Annotated in this window: 12 protein-coding genes and 1 pseudogene; 6 read left to right on the top strand and 7 right to left on the bottom strand. The window is 64.5% G+C overall.

Going from position 1 to position 17,952, the window contains the following annotated elements; genetic code table 11:
- The first annotated feature begins 20 nt into the window (after positions 1–20).
- Entirely contained in the window at positions 21–641 is a 621-nt protein-coding gene (locus M1P90_RS04985; RefSeq protein ID WP_483701549.1) for a dihydrofolate reductase family protein, read from the top strand.
- 121 nt (positions 642–762) lie between these two features.
- Positions 763–1,608, top strand: coding sequence for a glycoside hydrolase family 16 protein (locus tag M1P90_RS04980; protein WP_483701548.1), 846 nt, complete (start codon positions 763–765; stop codon positions 1,606–1,608).
- 23 nt (positions 1,609–1,631) lie between these two features.
- On the opposite strand, the gene M1P90_RS04975 is transcribed toward M1P90_RS04980, so the two are convergent.
- Positions 1,632–2,042: a VOC family protein gene (locus M1P90_RS04975; RefSeq protein ID WP_483701547.1), complete on the bottom strand. Its 411-nt coding sequence runs from the start codon at positions 2,040–2,042 to the stop codon at positions 1,632–1,634.
- Positions 2,043–2,431: 389 nt separating this feature from the next.
- Between M1P90_RS04975 and dapB the strand changes: the two genes are divergently transcribed.
- The 3 genes from dapB to uxaC all read left to right on the top strand — a co-directional run bounded on the left by dapB (position 2,432) and on the right by uxaC (position 6,389).
- The gene (gene dapB, locus M1P90_RS04970) at positions 2,432–3,238 is read left to right on the top strand and encodes a 4-hydroxy-tetrahydrodipicolinate reductase (protein ID WP_483701546.1); all 807 of its coding nucleotides are present in this window, start codon (positions 2,432–2,434) and stop codon (positions 3,236–3,238) included.
- A 268-nt stretch (positions 3,239–3,506) separates the two neighbouring features.
- Positions 3,507–4,763: an MFS transporter gene (locus tag M1P90_RS04965; protein WP_483701545.1), complete on the top strand. Its 1,257-nt coding sequence runs from the start codon at positions 3,507–3,509 to the stop codon at positions 4,761–4,763.
- Between the two features lie 192 nt (positions 4,764–4,955).
- Positions 4,956–6,389, top strand: a complete 1,434-nt coding sequence (uxaC, locus tag M1P90_RS04960) for a glucuronate isomerase (protein ID WP_483701544.1) — start codon at positions 4,956–4,958, stop codon at positions 6,387–6,389.
- A gap of 80 nt (positions 6,390–6,469) precedes the next feature.
- On the opposite strand, the gene M1P90_RS04955 is transcribed toward uxaC, so the two are convergent.
- From M1P90_RS04955 to M1P90_RS04945, 3 genes and pseudogenes are all read right to left on the bottom strand, one after another.
- A complete protein-coding gene (locus M1P90_RS04955; RefSeq protein ID WP_483704606.1) occupies positions 6,470–7,696 on the bottom strand; it encodes a cytochrome P450 family protein in 1,227 nt (408 codons plus the stop codon).
- Positions 7,697–7,954: 258 nt separating this feature from the next.
- Positions 7,955–8,014, bottom strand: a pseudogene (locus tag M1P90_RS04950) (hypothetical protein); the annotation flags it as partial.
- Positions 8,015–8,038: 24 nt separating this feature from the next.
- Positions 8,039–10,690, bottom strand: a complete 2,652-nt coding sequence (locus M1P90_RS04945) for an ATP-binding protein (protein ID WP_483701543.1) — start codon at positions 10,688–10,690, stop codon at positions 8,039–8,041.
- A 388-nt stretch (positions 10,691–11,078) separates the two neighbouring features.
- Here M1P90_RS04945 and M1P90_RS04940 point away from each other — a divergent pair, with 388 nt between their 5' ends.
- Positions 11,079–12,950 carry a glycosyl hydrolase family 28-related protein gene (locus M1P90_RS04940; RefSeq protein WP_483701542.1) on the top strand — a complete coding sequence of 624 codons (1,872 nt, stop codon included), beginning with the start codon at positions 11,079–11,081 and terminating at the stop codon, positions 12,948–12,950.
- A gap of 420 nt (positions 12,951–13,370) precedes the next feature.
- Here the strand turns inward: M1P90_RS04940 and M1P90_RS04935 are convergent, their stop codons facing one another.
- From M1P90_RS04935 to M1P90_RS04925, 3 genes are all read right to left on the bottom strand, one after another.
- On the bottom strand, positions 13,371–14,135 hold the full coding sequence (locus tag M1P90_RS04935; RefSeq protein ID WP_483701541.1) for a sugar phosphate isomerase/epimerase family protein: 765 nt from the start codon (positions 14,133–14,135) through the stop codon (positions 13,371–13,373).
- Positions 14,136–14,311: 176 nt separating this feature from the next.
- Positions 14,312–16,213 carry an ABC transporter ATP-binding protein gene (locus M1P90_RS04930; RefSeq protein WP_483701540.1) on the bottom strand — a complete coding sequence of 634 codons (1,902 nt, stop codon included), beginning with the start codon at positions 16,211–16,213 and terminating at the stop codon, positions 14,312–14,314.
- Complete coding sequence (locus M1P90_RS04925) at positions 16,210–17,949, bottom strand: ABC transporter ATP-binding protein (protein WP_483701539.1); 1,740 nt, start codon at positions 17,947–17,949, stop codon at positions 16,210–16,212. Before M1P90_RS04925 ends, M1P90_RS04930 begins: the two co-directional genes overlap by 4 nt.
- Positions 17,950–17,952: the final 3 nt, after the last annotated feature.

The following is a 17,952-nucleotide window of genomic DNA, read 5'->3' as shown; positions in this document are numbered from 1 at the left end:
GCACGAGAAGGAGGGAAACTATGCGCAAGCTGATCGTCAGCAATTTCTGCACGCTCGACGGCTACTACGAGGGCGAAGGCAAGCAGATCGAGCCGCTGTTCGCATATTACCATCGCGATTACCACAACAATTGGCAGTTCGACGAGTATAACGCCGAGCGCTTGCGCGCCGCCGATTTCCTGCTGCTGAGCCGCACCGCCTTTCTGGGCAATAAAAACTACTGGACGGCGCTGCCCAACGACCCGAACGCCACGCCCATTCGCCGCGAGATCGCCAGCCTGATGCGCTCGGTCGAGAAGCTCGTCATTTCCGACAAGCTCAGCGCCGCCGAGCTGGCGCCGTGGGACAACACCCGCGTGATCGCCCGCGCCGATGCGTACACCGAAATTGCCGCGCTCAAGCAACAGCCCGGCCGCGACATCCTGGTGATGCTGAGCCGCATGCTCTGGAACGACCTGCTGGTGCACGGCCTGGTCGACGAGCTGCACCTGACCTACTTCCCACTTATCGCCGGCGCGGGCACTCCCATCTTCGATGGCCGGCCGCCAGTGGCGCTGAAGCTCATTCACTCGCGCACATGGCAGGGATCGGGCAACCTGCTGGCGTGCTATGAAGTGAGCAAGCCTACCAACGCAGCCTAGCCGCGCGTATCGCACGATGCAGAAGTATTGGGCCACAGAGAACACAGAGGACTCCGATTTTGAACCATCCTGCTCAATGGACTCTGTGCGCTCCGTGGCTCAACCCTGAGGAAGGAGCAGCATGAACTCGCCACTCGCCGCTGGCGAATTTCCGCCCAACCCGCTCGAAAAGCCCGGCTACCGGCTGGAATTCCACGACGAGTTCGATGGCGGCGCGCTCGACACAGGCAAGTGGCTGCCGGTGTACCTGCCGCAGTGGAGCTCGCGGGCGCGCTCGGCACCGCGCTACGCCCTGCGCGACGGCGCGCTGGCGCTGCAGATCGCCTACGACCACGCGCCGTGGTGCCCCGAGTTCGACGGCACCAACCGCTGCTCGTCGGTGCAAACCGGCGTGTTCGCCGGGCCGCTGGGCAGCAATGTCGGCCAGCATCGCTTCAGCGCGGCCTGCACCGTGCGCGAAGAACAAACGCCCGAGCGCACCTACACCCCGCACTACGGCTACTTCGAGCTGCGCGCCCGTGGCCCGCGCGACCCGCGCTGCCTGTTCGCGCTGTGGATGATCGGATTCGAAGACGCGCCCGAGCGCTCGGGCGAAATCGCGATTATGGAGATCAAAGGCACGAACATGACGCCAAACACCGCCCGCAACGGCCATGGCGTCCACCCCTGGGCCGACCCGCTGCTCCGCGATGATTTTGCCGAAACCGAGCTGCCCATCGACGCGACCCAGTTCCATATTTACGCCGCAGAGTGGATGCCCGACCGCGTGGATTTTTATGTCGACAACTGGCTGGTTCGCACGGTCCAGCAGTCGCCAAACTACCCCATGCAATTCATGCTCGACATCTATGAGCTGCCGGTTGACGCAGAGACCGAGCGCATCCGCCCGCCCGCCGCCTACCCGAAAGAGTTCGTGATCGACTACTTCCGCGCCTACCAGCCGTTGGGCGGGTATGGCACGAGCTGAGCGCGCCGCTTTGGGCGGTGAAGCTATGCGTTAGCCTGCATCCATTCAGCATCCGGCGGAATCTGCTGTATCAGCTCGACGACGACGCCATCGGGCGCTTGAATCTGGCAGCGTCGCTGGCCCCAGGGCTCATCCTGCGGTGCCATTAGCACCGGCAGCCCCGCCTGCTGCACCCGCACAAACTCCTTGTCGCAGTCGTCTACCACCAGCGCGAGCAGCACGCCACGCGTGTGTTCATTGCGCAGCCCAGCGCCAGCTGCGGCATGACCTTCCTGAACCAGATCAAGGAAAATATGGCTGTGATCGGGATGCTGATGACTCGCGAACCAATCGAGCACGACCAGGGCGCGAAAGCCGAAATGTGTTGTATAAAATGCCGATGCACTGCGCACATCTTTCGACAGGAATACAAAGCCAAGCTGTTTGACCTGCATTGTACAAATCTCCTCTTCATGCCGACCGTGCCAAACACGATCGTCTTCCACACAGCCAAACCTATCAAGTAGCGTACCGACGCACGCGGCCGGGAACGGGGCAGCCATGCAGGCCACAACTACACCCTGCCGCCGAAAAGCGCTTCAGCAGACCACCAGACGCGCCCGGAACGCACCCGTGCCGGCACCTGCATCCGCTTCTCGCTTGCCGCTTCGCTCGAAATCGCGCCAGCCGCGCTGCCCGGCCGGGGCGCTCTTTTCTCCTTTTCTTCCTGCGCTCAATCTGGCACAGGTTCCTTCGCAAGCCGCATCCGCTCGTTCTGCGGCCTGTGGTATACTCGCCCCCGGCACCGCAAGACTGCTCCACCAATAAAAGAAAGTGAACAACCATGAGCATTCGTGTCTGTCTTGCCGGCGCGACCGGCTGGGCCGGCTCGGCGCTGGCGCGCGCAATTGCCGGCGCGGGCGATATTGCGCTGGTGGCGGCGGTCGGGCGCTCGCAGGCTGGGCGCGCGCTGGGCGAGGTGCTGGGCGAGCCGCGCCTCGATGCGCCGATCTTCGCCACTGCCGCCGAGGCGCTGGCGGCGCAGCCCTGCGATGTGTTTTTCGAGTACACCAAGCCCGATGTCGCCAAGACCAGCATTCTGGCCGCGCTCGGGCACGGCGCGCATGTCGTCGTCGGCACCTCGGGCCTGTCGGATGCTGACTACGCCGAAATCGCGTCGGTGGCCGAGCAGCAGAACCGCGCCGTGCTGGCGGTTGGCAACTTCGCGCTCACGGTGGTGCTGCTGCAAAAGTTTGCCGAAATGGCGGCGAAGTACATCCCGCAGTGGGAGATTATCGACTACGCCTACGACGGCAAGAAGGATGCGCCAAGCGGCACGGTGCGCGAGCTGGCTGCGCGCCTGGGGAAAGTGCGCGATTCGGAGCTGACCGTGCCGCTGGACCAAACGCAGGGCGTGGCCGAAACGCGTGGCGCGCGTATGAGCGGCTCGCAGGTGCACGCGCTGCGCCTGCCCAGCTACACGATCTCGGCCGAGATCATTTTTGGCATGCCCGACCAGCGGCTGAGCATCCGCCACGACTCGGGCAGCAGCGCCGAGCCCTATGTCGACGGCGCGCTGCTGGCGATTCGCAAGGTTGGCACGCTCAGCGGCCTGCGCCGCGGCCTCGATACCGTGCTCGACCTGGGGTAGCGACGAGCGACGAACGACACCGGCAGGCGTATTTTTACCGCAAAGAGCGCAAAGAGCGCAAAAGCATTGGAGTTGCAGGTTCTACCAGCTGGCGAGAAGGCACGAAGGCACGGAGACAGTTGCAAGTTAAAAAGTGCGAAGGTTGCAGATTGTATCGGTGGCGAAGGCAAACCTGCCAACCTGCAACCTGCAACCTGCAACCTGCCAACCTGTAAACTCAACATTCAACACTCAACACTCAAAACTCTACAACAACGGAGCTTCGACCTTGAAACGTCACTCGCTGATCACCGCGCTCGTGACTCTGCGCGGCAACCCACGCGGCTGTGTGTACACCGAACCGCTGTGGGGCGTTCCGTTCAACCTCTACGCGCCCTACGTCTCGATCTATATGCTTGCCCTCGGCCTGTCCGATCAGCAGATCGGCCTGATCCTCAGCCTGAGCTGGGGCTTCCAGATCGTGTTCGCCCTGTTCAGCGGCGTGATCACCGACAAAATGGGCCGCCGCCTGACCACGCTGGTATTCGATATTTTTGCCTGGACGGTGCCGTCGCTGCTGTCGGCGGTGGCGAACAGCTTCTGGGTATTTCTTGCTGCAGGCCTGATCAACAGCATGTGGCGCATTACGCTGAACTCGTGGAGCTGCCTGCTGGTGGAAGACGCCGAGCCCGAGCAGATAGTGGATATGTACACCTGGATCTATATCTCGAACCAGATCGTTGGCTTTGTGGCGCCGCTGGCCGGCCTGATGATCGGGCTGTTCTCGCTGGTGCCGACCATGCGCGGCCTGTACGTTTTCGCGGCGATTATGTTCACGCTCAAGGCAGTGCTGACGTATATCTACACCGACGAAACGCGCCAGGGCAAAGTGCGAATGGAGGCAACACGCGGCCAAAGCTCGCTGAAATTGCTGGGCGAGTATCGTGGCGTTGCGCGCAGCATTTTGCGCGCGCCGCAAACCCTGTACACCGCCGGCATCATGCTGGTCATCAGCATCGCGAACCTGATCAGCGGCGGCTTCTGGTCGATCCTGGTCACGCAGAAGCTGCAAATTGCCCCTCGCTACCTGGCGCTGTTCCCATTTGTGAAGTCGGCGATCATTCTGAGTTTCTTCTTCCTGCTGATGCCGCGCCTGAACAAGCTCAACCCGAAAATACCCATGATCATCGGCTTTCTGGGCTTTCTGGCCAGCCAGATCGTGCTGGTGAGCGCGCCCGAGCAGGGCTACGGCATGCTGCTGCTCAGTGTGTTTCTGGAAGCATGCAGCTTCGCCGCCGTCAGCCCGCTGGTTGACCAGATGATTGTGCTCACGGTCGATGCGCAGGAGCGCGCGCGCGTGCAGTCGCTGATCTACGTTGGCGTGATTCTGCTGACTTCGCCGTTTGGCTGGATCGCGGGCGAGCTGTCGGCAATCGACAAGGTGCTGCCCTTCGTGCTGACGATTGTGCTGTACAGCATTGGCGCGCTGCTGGCCTACCTGGCTGGTCAGGCCGCGCAGAAGCGGCTCGCGGCGGCGGCGGTGTAGCGGATAGGGGATGGGGAGATGTAGATAATCCACAGATTTCACAGATGACGCAGATTATTCGGGATACCGAGTATCGCGGCTCTCGTCGCGTGTCTCCCTGTCTCGTGTCCTGCTGTCGGTTCTGCGGTTTTTGGTCTGGGCGTATCGCAATACGCCCTTCGTCGGTTCTCGGCCCTACAAAAGGAACCTGTTATGTCTGACACATCCTGGGCGCCTGCGCCCGACCGCTGCTTCAGCGCCGACCCCGCGCAGCGCAGTGTGGCGCGCGCGCTCTACGCCAGCGTGAAGGACCTGCCGCTGATCTGCCCGCACGGCCATGTGCCGCCCGCGCTGCTGGCCGACCCGGACGCCACGCTGGGCACACCCGCCGAGCTGTTCATCATCCCCGATCACTACATTTTCCGCATGCTCTACAGCCAGGGCATCGCGCTGGAAGCGCTGGGCGTGCCAACCCGCGACGGTGTGCCAGTCGAAAAAGACCACCGCGCAATCTGGCAGCGCTTTGCCGAGAACTTCTCCCTGTTTCGCGGCACGCCCACCGGGCTGTGGCTGCAAGACGAGCTGGCGAATGTGTTTGGCGTGCGCGAGCGGCTGAATGGCGCGATCGCCGGGCGCATCTACGACCAGCTCGCAGCGCAGATCGCCCGGCCCGAATTCGCCCCGCGCGCGCTGCTGCGCCGCTTCAATATCGAGCTGCTGTGCACCACCGACGCCGCAACCGACACGCTGGAGCTGCACCGCCGCATGCACGCCGACGGCCTGACGCACATCCGCCCAACCTTCCGCCCCGACGCAGTGGTGAATATTGCCAGCCCGGCCTGGCGCGAGCAGATCGCCGCGCTGGCGGACGTGTCGGGCGAGGATGCGGGCAGCTACGCCGGCTACATTCGCGCGCTTGAGCAGCGGCGTGCGTTCTTCAAGCAGCTTGGCGCGCTCGCCACCGACCACGCCGCGCTGACGCCCTACACCGCGCGCCTAAGCGACGCCGAAGCAGAAGCGATTTTTGCGCGGGCGCTGGCCGGCACAGCCGATGCCGACGACGCGACGCGCTTCACCGGGCATATGCTGATTGAGTTTGCGCGCATGAGCGCCGAAGATGGCCTGGTGATGCAATTGCACGTCGGCAGCCTGCGCGACCACAACGCCGCCGTGTTTGCGCGCTTCGGCCCCGACAAGGGCGGCGACATCCCGCTGGCGACCGAGTGGACGCGCAATTTATACCCTTTGCTCAACGCCTATGGCACCGACCCGCGCCTGCGCCTGATCCTGTTCACGCTCGACGAAAGCACCTACGGGCGCGAGCTGGCCCCGCTGGCGGGCCACTACCCTGCGCTGCGGCTCGGCCCGCCCTGGTGGTTCTTCGACAGCGTGAATGGAATGCGCCGCTACTTCGACCGCGTGGTCGAGACGGCTGGCCTGTACAACACCGCCGGCTTCAACGACGACACGCGCGCCTTCGCGTCCATCCCGGCCCGCCACGATGTCTGGCGGCGCGTGAGCTGCGACTGGCTGGCGGGCATGGTGGTGCAGGGGCTGCTGGAAGAAGACGACGCGCAGGAAATGGCCGCCGACTGCGCATATACCCTGGCGAAACGCGCGTACCGCTTCGAAACGCATTCCGAATAAACGCATAAAATATACGAACTACGCACTACGTTCTTCGCATCGTAGTGCGTAGTGCATAGTTCAAACCGCGAATGTTGGTATCACACATCCCAGCTCACCGGCAGCTCGACCAGGCTGCGGAACAGTGGCACAGCGCGCCACGCCAGCGCGTCGGGGGCGCGCTCCAGGCGCAGATTGGGCAGGCGCTGGATGAGCGTTTGAAGCGCAATCGCGCCTTCCAGGCGAGCGAGCGGCGCGCCCAGGCAGTAGTGGATGCCTTTGCCAAAGGCCAGGTGCGGGTTCGGCGCGCGGTGCATATCCAGCTCGTCGGCACGGGCGAAACGCGCCTCGTCCTGGTTGGCCGCGCCCAACGCCGCGATCAGCAGGTCGCCCCGGCGCAACTGCTGCCCGCCCAGTAGCGTATCGCGCACCACAAAGCGCACCAGCGCGCGGTCAACCGGCGACTCGTAGCGCAGAAATTCCTCAATCGCGGCTGGAATGAGCGCCGGGTTGTCACGCAATTCGGCCAGCGCATCGGGGTGCTGCAACAGCGTCAGCGCCGCGTCGCCAATCAGCGAAACGGTGGTTTCGTGCCCGGCCACAATCAGCAGCGCGATCATGCTGAACAGCTCGCTTTCGTTCAGGCGGTCGCCCTGTTCCTCGGCCTGAATCAAGCGCGAGATCAGGTCGTCGCGCGGGGCTTGCCGGCGCTCGGCTACAAGCTGCCCCATGTACGCGGCAAACGCCCCCAGCAGGCCCATGGCGCGCTGCTGCTCCTCGGCGGTCATGGCCGGCTGCACAAACGCATCCGACCAGATGCGGAAGTCGTCGCGCCGCTCGCCCGGCACGCCCAGCAGCTCGGCGATGACCGTAATTGGCAGCGGAAACGCGTATTCGCCAACCAGCTCCATGTGCCCGCGCGCCGCAACCGCGTCGATCAGCTCGTTCGCAATTGCGGCAATGCGCGGGCGCAGCGCCTCGATCACGCGCGGCGTGAAGGCCTTGCTCACCAGTGCGCGCAGCCGCCGGTGGTCTTCGCCGTCGTAGTTGAGCATGTGGTTGTCGGTGATCGCGCGCACGCGCGGGTCGGGCGTCTGGAAATCGGCGGCCATCTCGGGCGAAATGCGCGCCGGGTCGCGCGCAAAAGCCGCGCTGTCGGCCAGCACCTGCTCCACTTCGGCCGCGCCAGTAACAAACCAGATCGGCGTCTGGCCGTCGATGCCGGGCTGCTGCACCACCGGCGCTTCGGCGCGCATGCGTGCGTAAATTGCGCGGTCGTTACGGCGAAACTCCGCCCCGTACAGCTCATAGATTCGTGGCGCGCTCATATGCGTTCCTTTCGCTGTTTCTGGTTGATTTGCCGGGAATAATCCACAGATTACGCAGATTACGCAGATTGACGGCCGACGAACGACGTATTCACCACAGAGACACAGAGGCACTGAGACACAGAGATTTGTCTTACTGCCAACTGTCCACTGCCAACTGCCCACTGCCACCTGCTCACTGCCAACTGCCCACTGCCAACTGCCCACTGCCAACTGCCCACTGCCAACTGCCCACTGCCAACTGCCCACTGCCAACTGCCCACTGCCAACTGCCAACTGCCCACTGCCAACTGCCAACTGCCCACTGCCACCTGCCACCTGTCACCTGGCCTGCCTCGGTCGTCAGCCGTCGGTCGTCGGTGGCCGCGCTGCCAGCGCAATCGCCGCTTCGGCATCCAGTGCCTGCCCAGCGGACCATGCTTCGGCGAACACAGCTTCACCAAGTTGGGCGCGCAGAGCGTCCGTGGCTCGGGCGTCGTCGGGCGGGGCAGCGTGCGCGCTGCTGGTGGCGCGCATGGCGTCGGCGGCGGCAAAAAGCTCGGTGGCGGCGCGCTTGCGGCCCGTTGCCGCGCAGCTGTGGGCCAGCCCAGCCAGGCACTCCGCGCCGAACCAGGCGTCGTCGAGCGCGTGAAAGATGCGCAGGCTTTCGGCAAAGCGTTCTGCTGCCTGCGCATGGTCTCCCATGTCGGCAACGCGGCGGGCGGCAAAGTACAGCGCCCAGGCGTAGCCGCGCTGGTCGCCAAGCGCGTCGAACAGCGCCACGCTGCGTTCGAGCAGATCGAGGGCGCGCGCGTCTTCGCCCTGCGCGGCAGCAGCCTGGCCCTGATTGGCCATGGCCCAGGCCTGCCCGCGCTGGTCGCCCAGCTCTTCGTACAGCTCGATGCTGGCCGCAAAACACTGCTCGGCGCGGGCGGCCTCGCCGCGCGCCAGCGCCGTCTGGCCCTGGTTGGTCAGCGCCCAGCTCATGCCGTGGCGGTAGCCCAGCCCGCGAAACAGCTCCAGGCTGCGGGCGAACAGCTCCTCGGCGCGGGCAAACTCGCCCAGCGTTTGCAGCGCCTGGCCCTGCACCGTGAGCGCCACCGCCAGCCCGCGCCGGTCGCCCAGCTCCTCAAACAGTGAAAGGCTGGCGTCCACAAGCTCGGCGGCGCGCTTGTGCTGACCCTGCGCCTGCATCATCTGGCCGTAGCTCACCAGCACCGCCGCGCTGCCTTCGCGGTCGCCAAGCTGCTGGAACAGCGCCAGACTCTGCCCAAAATGCGCCGCCGCCTGCGCGTAGTCACCCTGCGCCTCGGCCACTTCGCCCAGGTAGTTGAGCGCGCTGGCGCTGCCCGATGTATCGCCAAGATCAACGCACAGGCGCTGGCTCGCTTGCAGCAGCGCCGCCGCTTCGCGCCAGTCGTTCTGCGCCCAGGCCAGCCGCCCAGCGCCATTCAGCAGCCGCGCGCGCGCCAGCGACGGCGCGGTGTCGAGATCAAGCAGCGCGGCAATGGTCGCGCGCCCTTCGCCCACATGCCCGCGCATCAGCCAGAATTCCCACAGCGCCTCGGCCAGCCGCAGGCCCAGCGCCGCATCTCCGCCGGGCGCGCGGCACCACGCCAGCGCGGCGCGCAGGTTGTCGTGCTCGGCTTCCAGGCGCTCCAGCCAGTGTTGCTGCTGCTCGTCGAGCAGGTGGGTGCGCGCAGTTTCGGCCAGCGCCAGAAAGACATCGGCGTGGCGGCGGGCCATTGCTGGCAGCTCGCCCGCGCCGGCCAGCAGCTCCAGCGCATACTCGCGGATCGTTTCCAGCATGATCACGCGGCCAGTTTCCTGGCGCAACAGGCTGCCATCCACCAGCGCGGCCAGCGCCCCGAGCACCTGGGCGGGCGGCAGGTCGGCGGCCAGCGCCTCGGCTGTTTCCAGCGTGCAGCCGCCAACGCACACGCCCAGCGCCCGAAACAGCCGCTGCTCGCCCGGGCCAAGCAGGTCGTAGCTCCATGCGATTGTGTTGCGCAGCGTTTGCTGGCGGGCCGGCAGATCGCGCGCGCCGCCAGCGAGCATATGGAGCGACTGCGCGCCGCTCAGGCGGGCCAGCAGCGCGGCGGGTGTCAGCAGCTTGATCCACGCAGCAGCCAGCTCGATCGCCAGCGGCAGGCCATCCAGCCGCGCGCAAATCTCAGCCACGGCTGGCGCATTTTCCTGCGTGATGCCGAAATCGGCGCGAACCGCCTGCGCGCACGCCACAAACAGCGCCACTGCCGGGGAAGTGCGGAGCGTGTCGGGCGAGGCGGCGCGCGGCGCGGGCAGGGCCAGCGGCGGAACCGCAAGCTCGTGCTCGCCCGAAAGATGCAGCGCGACCCGGCTGGTTGCCAGCACGCGCAGCTGCGGGCATTGCGCCAGCAGCGCAGCCACAAGCGGCGCAGCGTTCACAATCTGCTCGAAGTTATCGAGCACCAGCAGCAGCGACTTATCGCGCAGGAAGTGCGCAAGCGCCTGGTCGTGCCCGCTGCCGCTCTGGTCGTCCACGCCCAGCGTCTGCGCAATTGTCGCGCCCAGCCGCGCCGGGTCGAACAAGGCGGCCAGCGGCACAAAGCACACGCCGTCGCGGAAATCGCCGGCCAGCTCGCGCGCGATCGCCAGGCTCAGGCGCGTTTTGCCTGCGCCGCCCGGCCCGGTGAGCGTCAGCAGGCGCACGTCATCGTCGCGCAGGCGCGCGCGCGCCGCCGCCAGCTGGGCCTCGCGCCCGATCAGCGGGTTGGGCGGGATGGGCAATGTATCCAGGCGCTCGACCGCGACGCCGCGCCCGGCTGCAAGAAATTCGGCGCGCTCGCCTGCGGCGATACCCAGCAGATCGGCCAGGCGCGCCAGAAACGGCCGCGACGGCTGGAATTCACCAGCTTCGATTTTCCGAATTGTGATCTCGGCGCAGCCAACCTGCCGCGCCAGCTCGGCCTGTGTCAGGTCGAGCGCCTTGCGCCGCTGGCGAATCATCTGGCCGAAGGCGGTGCTCCGTTGCATACTTGCCTGCCCCTGTGCCGCCGGAATGTGCGATCTTAGACGCGCTGTATTATAGCCCGAAAGTGCTGCGTTTACAGGTTCGCAGGTTTGCAGGTTGGCGAGTTGCCGGTTGGTAGTCAGCAGTCGGCAGGCGGCAGGCGGCAGGTGGCAGTCGGCAGGTGGCAGTCGGCAGTTTTCACGCGTTCAAATCTTCGTGCCTTCGCGTCTTCGTGGTTCCGTATCTCCGTGCCCTGACGGGGAAAAGTCGTCATTCGTCGTTCGTCGATTGCCCGCTATCGGTTTTCTATCGGTTTTCCTATCGCTCAAATGCTTGCGGCGGGGTGGCGGCTATGGTTAGATCAGGGCACCGCAATTTCCGCCATTTCGCATGTGTTGCAAAGGAGCACGTATGACCCACGAGCAGTCACTACGCCGCGCATTCGCCATCCGCTGGCGCGGCCAGCGCCGCCTTTTGGCCGCGCTGCTGATTGGAGTCCTGATGATTGCCGCTACTGCCGTGCCAGCGCTGGCCGCGCCACCGCAGCCAGTCGACCCCAGAAATCCCGACTTTGGCCCGAATGTCATGGTCTTCGACCCGAGCATGCCGACCAGCCAGATCCAGGCAGCCGTCGATGCCGTGGCCGCGCAGCAGGTGCCGAACCAGTTCGGCAGCCAGCGCTACGCCCTGCTGTTCAAGCCGGGCAGCTATGGCACCACCACGGCCCCGCTCAACTTCGAAGTCGGCTACTACACCGAGGTAGCTGGCCTCGGCCGTTCGCCAAACGATGTTACGGTCAATGGCTCTATCTACGTGCACAACCAGTGCGACGCGAACGGATGCATAGCCCTCAACAACTTTTGGCGCTCGCTTTCGAACCTGACGATCAATGTGGCCAACCCGAACGGCTGTTACACCGGCGAGTTTTGGGCTGTCTCGCAGGCCGCGCCAATGCGCCGCGTTCACGTCATCGGCAACGGCCAGAACATCACGCTGATGGATTATTGCACCGGCCCGTCGTTCGCCAGCGGCGGCTTTATCGCCGATTCGAAGTTTGAAGGCCAGGTTATCAACGGCTCGCAGCAGCAGTGGCTGACCCGCGACAGCACCCTGACTGCCTGGACCAACGGCGTGTGGAACCAGGTCTTCTCCGGTGTGGTGAATGCACCGGCTGAGTGCTTCGGCGTTCCTGGCTGTGGGCCGTACACTACGCTGCCCACCAGCCCGGTCACGCGCGAAAAGCCTTTCCTGTATATCGACGCGTCGGGCAAGTATCGGGTGTTCACCCCTGCGCTGCGCCGCAATTCTTCTGGCACAACATGGGAGAATGGCCCAACGGCCGGTTCGTCGCTCCCGATCGACGAGTTCTTTATCGCCAAGCCCAGCGACAGCGCGCAGGTGATCAACAACGCGCTCGCGCGCGGCCGGAACCTGATCCTCACGCCGGGGATCTATAACCTCAACAAATCACTCGACGTCAAGCGCGAAGATACCGTGGTGCTGGGCCTGGGCCTGCCCACGCTGGTGCCGCAAAACGGCTCGGCAGCAATGACCGTGGCCGACGTGGCGGGCGTGAAGCTGGCCGGCTTTATGATCGACGCCGGGCCAGTCAATTCGCCCGTGCTGCTGGAAATCGGCAAGCGGAACGCGCACAAGAGCGACAAGAACAACCCAACCTCGGTGCAGGATGTGTTCTTCCGCATTGGCGGCGCGGCGCTGGGCAAGGCCACCACCAGCATGGTTGTGAACAGCGACTACACGCTGCTCGACGACATCTGGGCGTGGCGCGCCGACCACGGCAATGGCGTGGGCTGGACGCAGAACACCGCCGACACGGGCGTGATCGTGAATGGCGACAACGTGACTGCCTATGGCCTGTTTGTTGAGCACTACCAGAAGACCGAGACGATCTGGAATGGCAACAACGGCAAGGTCATTTTCTACCAGAACGAAATGCCCTACGACCCGCCGAGCCAGGCCGCCTGGATGTCTGCGCCGAATGTGAAGGGCTACCCGGCGCTCACGGTTGCCAATGGCGTGAAGAAGTTCAACGGCTATGGCATGGGCAGCTACAGCTTCTTCAACCAGGGCGTCGACATCTACGCCGATAATGCCTTTGTGGTGCCCACCACGCTTCCCGCCGGCAGCATGCACGACCTGCTGACGATCTTCCTCGACCCGAGCAACGGCAAGGGTGGCATCCTGAATGTTATCAACGGCGTCGGCGGCTCGTCGACCGCCGCCAACCCCGATGTGCCGGTGACTGTGGTGAATTACCCGTAGCGCGAAACAATCCGCCGATTATAGGCAGTACTCTGGAACATACGCTATTTCATCCAACGGGCAAGCTTCCAGGAAGCTAAGCGGGTTATCAGATTGAAAGAAAACTGGCCTGAGCTTCCTGGAAGCTGAGTGTAAGGAAATGTATGTTCCAGAGTACTGAGTACTCTGGAACATACGCTATTTCATCCAATGGGCAAGCTTCCAGGAAGCTAAGCGGGTTATCAGATTGAAAGAAAACTGGCCTGAGCTTCCTGGAAGCTGAGTGTAAGGAAATGTATGTTCCAGAGTACTCAGCATGACAATTCCGAAGTACTCATCCATATTCGATACTACACAGACACGGCGTCTCTTCCGCGCGGAAGAGACGCCGTGTCGGTATCTTGCGAATATTTCCTGCAAAGGCGCGTCTTTTTTGCACGCCTACCCAAGCAGCGGCTGCAAGGCCGCGCGCAGCTGCTCGATATGCGCCCATTCGTCGCGCTTGTCGCCGTAGATCAGCGTGATCACGCCGTCGAAATTGGCGGCGTTGATCAGCGCGGCGCAGCGCTCGGCGTCGGCGGCATTCACCGCACCATCGGCGTCGTAGCGCGCCTTGAAGTGGATCGAGCTGGCGCGCGGCAGAATTTGCTCCAGCGTGGCGTATTTGTCGGCGGTTGCCTCGGCGTTGCCAGTGTCGGCGCACAGCCCAACCGTGCCGTCGCAGCGGTCGAGAATGGCATTGAGCGCCTCGGGCGGCTGGCTGGTGGCGTGCCAGTTCTCGGTGATCGCCTGCAGGCCGTGCGTGGCCGCCAGCTCGGCCAGGTTGCGCAGCTCGGCGGCGCTCCGCGCCACAATCGCGTCGTCGGGCGCCTGCAGGCCCGCATCGATCCGCACGCGGCTCGCGCCCAGCGCCGCCGCAATCGGCAGCCAGCCCGCAATCGTCGCGCGGTCGGCGGCCTGCCGCGCCGGGTCGGGCGAAACCAAATCGCCCGTGTCGATTAGCACGCTGTACAGCTCGATTCCGCTCGCGGCCAGCGCCTGCCGAAACGCGGCGATGTACTCCGCATCGGTGGAGGGCAGGTGGAAGTGGCAGAGTTCCAGCGTTCCGATGCCGTGCGCGGCCATAGCTGCCGGCACTTCGAGCAAGGGCAGCCCGCCGTTCAGCGAACCGTCGAGGCTCCAGCTTGAGATCGCAAAGCGACGCATTCTCATCTCCTTAAAAGCGCAAACAAGGAAGCCACAGAGAACACCGAGGTCACCGAGTTGTGGTTTCCTCACTCTGTGCTCTCCATGTGCTCTGTGGCTCAATCTTTTGCACGCCGTTCCAAAAGCTTTTTGCCCGGTCGGAGCGTTTCAGGCCACGAGCAGGCGCGGCAAGTATATCACGCCGCCGCAGCTTCGGGGGCGGGAAGCGATGCGTGTGCGCCCACCAGTGCGCGCTGTGTGTCGGCGCGAAACTGGCTGGCGTACAGCCGCGCATAGAAGCCGCGCTGCGCCAGCAGATCGTCGTGCGTGCCGCGCTCGATCACCTCGCCGTGGTTGATGACAAGGATCTGGTCGGCGTTGCGGATGGTCGAAAGCCGGTGCGCAATCACAAAGCTGGTGCGGCCTTCCATCAGGCGCAGCATGGCTTCCTGAATATGCTGCTCGGTGCGCGTATCGACGCTGGATGTCGCTTCGTCAAGAATGAGCACACGCGGGTCGGCCAGGATGGCGCGGGCGATGGCCAGCAGCTGCCGCTGGCCCTGGCTCAGGTTGCCGGCGCGCTCGGAAAGCGTGGTGCCATAGCCCTGCGGCAGGCGATGGATGAACTGGTCGGCGTTGGCGAGCCGGGCGGCGGCAACCACTTCCTCGTCGCTGGCATCCAGCCGCCCGTAGCGAATATTCTCCATCACCGAGCCGGTGAACAGAAAGGTGTCTTGCAGCACAATGCCAAGCTGCTGGCGCAGGTCGTCCTTGGTGAGCGTGCGAATGTCGTGCCCGTCAATCGTGATCGCGCCGCTGTCGATGTCATAGAAGCGCGTCAGCAGGTTGACAATCGTTGTTTTGCCCGCGCCGGTCGGCCCCACCAGTGCCACAACTTCGCCCGGCCGCGCATGCAGGCTCACATTCTTGAGCACCGGCACGTTCGGCGCATACGCGAAGCTCACGTCGTCGAACACAACATCGCCGCGAATTTCCGCCAGCGCCTGCGCGTCGGGCGCATCCACTTCGGGCTGCTCGTCGATGGTCGCAAACACGCGCTCCGCGCCCGCCACTGCCGACTGGATCAGGTTGTACAGGTTGGCGATCTCGCTCAGCGGGCGGCCAAACTGCCGCGAGTAGGTAATGAAGCTCGCAATCGTGCCGACCGTCGCCAGCCCTTGCAGCGCCATCCAGCCGCCCGTGCCGGCCACAATCGCCAGCCCGGTGTTGTTGGTAAAATTCATCATTGGGCCGATAAAGCCGGCAAAAATCTGCGCGCGAATCGCGGCGGCGCGCAGCGTGCCATTATGCTGGTCGAACTGCGCGATCACAACTGGCTCGCGGTGGTAGGCTTTCACCACGCGCTGCCCGGTGATGGTTTCTTCGATCAGGCCGTTCAGCGCGCCCAGCGCCTGCTGCTGCTGCCGAAAGCCGGCGCGCGTGCGCGGGGCAATCTGCGTGTTCAGCAGCCATGTCATGCTGGCGATTGAGAGAATGCTGACCGCCGCCAGCACCGGGTTGATCCAGAACATAATCGCCGCGATGCCAACCATGCCCAGCACGCCCGAAATGATCTGCACAATGCCGTCGGCTAATACCTGGTTGATGTTCTCGACGTCGTTGGTCAGGCGGCTCATCAGGTCGCCGTGCGCGCGCGCGTCGAAAAAGCGCAGCGAAAGCGTTTGCAAACGCGCAAACAGGTCGTTGCGCAGGTCGCGCACCGTGCGCTGCGCCGCGCCAGCCATGATGTAGGTTTGCAGCCATGTCAGCAGCGAGTTGATTGCGTAGAGCAGCAGCATGAGCAGGCTGATGCGCAGAAGGCCCGGCACGTCGCCCGGCAGCACGTAGGCGTCGATTGCGTGGCCGAGCAGGTAGGGGCCAACCACATTCAGCGCGGTTGTGCCAAGCACCAGCACCGCCGTAACGAGCAATGCGCTGCGCTGGCGCTTCAGGTAGCCCCACAGCCGCGTGATCGTGCCGCGCCGGTTGTTTGCGCGCTCGGCCTGGGTGAACATATGGCGCGGCCCGCCCATCCGGCCAAGAATTGGCGGCGGCTCGTTGTTATTGGTGGCAGCGGGCGCATGGCGCTGGTCGCTCATTGGATCATTGCTCCGTTGTGCATCTGCGAGGCGTAAATCTCGCGGTAGATCGGGCTTGTTTCGAGCAGGTCGCGGTGCGAGCCTTCCGCCACCACGCGCCCGTCGTCCAGCACCAGAATGGTGTCGGCGTTCAGCACCGTGCTGATGCGCTGGGCCACCACCACGCGCGTCTGGCGCTCAGCGCGCTGATTTAGCCCTTCCTGAATACGCGCCTCGGTTTCCACGTCCACCGCGCTGGTCGAATCATCCAGCACCAGCACGCCGGGCCGGTTCAGCAGTGCGCGTGCAATCGCAATACGCTGCTTCTGCCCGCCCGAAAGGTTCACACCGCGCTGACCCACCACCGAGCTGTAGCCGTCGGGGAAGCGCGCAATGAAGTCGTGCGCCTGCGCGAGTTGCGCCGCCGCAATCACGTCGTCGTCGCTGGCGTCGGGCCGGCCATAGCGAATGTTGTCGCGGATGCTGCCAGTGAACAGAATGCTTTCCTGCAGCGCAATGCCAACCGCGCCGCGCAGCGCGCTTTCGTCCAGCTCGCGCACGTCCACGCCGTCGAGCGTGACGCGCCCGCCGCTCACGTCGTAGAAGCGCGGGATGAGGTTCACCAGTGTGGATTTGCCCGCGCCAGTTGCGCCAAGCAGCGCGACCGTCTGCCCCGGCTCGGCCACAAAACTCACGTTTTTCAGCACCGGCTCGCGCCCGTCGCGGCTGTAGCTGAAGGAGACATTCTCGAAAGCAAGGCGATTGCCGGCGCGCGCGGGCTGCGGCGCGGCGGGCGCGGGGATTTCCGGCGCAGCGTTCATCAGCTCGCAGATGCGCTCGGCGGAGGCTTGCGCGCGGGCGAAACGCACCACCAGCATGCTGATCATCATGAGCGACATCAGCGTCTGCGTGAGGTAGTTGATGAAGGCAATCAGCTCGCCAACTTCCAGGCCGGTGTTGATCACGCTCAGGCCACCCCACCACAGCGCCGCCACCAGGCCGGCGTTCATCGCCAGCATCATAAAGGGCATGGTCACCGCGCCCGCGCGCACCGCGCTGATGTTTTGCTCCATCAGGTAGTCGTTTGTGCGGCCAAAGCGCAGCTTTTCGTGCGCCGAGCGCGCAAAGGCCTTGACCACCCGCACGCCCGCGAGGTTTTCCTGCAACACGGTGTTGAGCGCATCCAGCCGGCGCTGCACTTCGCTGAACATCGGGAAGGTTTTGCGGATCACCCAGATCAATGCGCCCAGGATCACCGGCACCAGCACCAGAAAGATCAGCGCGAGGCGCGGGCTGGTGATGATCGCGAGGATCAGGCTGCCCACCAGCAGCAGCGGCACGCGCACCCCAATGCGCAGCACCATCATCACCATTTCCTGCACCTGCGTGACGTCGTTGGTCAGCCGGGTGATCAGGCCGCCGGTTTCCAGCGTGTCGAGGTTGCCGAACGAGAGCGACTGCACTTTGCGAAATAGCGCGCTGCGCACATCCGCGCCAAAGCGCATGCTCGCCAGCACGGTGAACACGCCACAGCCCACGCCGCCAATCAGGCCGATCACGGCCACGCCCACCATCAGCAGGGCGGTTTGAACAACCACGTTCTGGTCGCCCGCCAGAATGCCCTGGTCGACAATCCGCTGCACAAAACGCGGTTGCAGCAGATCCATGCCCACTTCGAGCGCCATCAGCAGCGGCGCAAGCAGGGCCGAGCGCCAGTATGGCGCAAGGTAGCGAAGCAGTGTTCGGGTTGCGCGCATGCT

It is taken from the genome of Kouleothrix sp. 19917 (assembly GCF_057073505.1).
The sequence above is the reverse complement of the archived record's forward strand: the minus strand, read 5'-3'. Positions and strand labels throughout refer to the sequence as shown.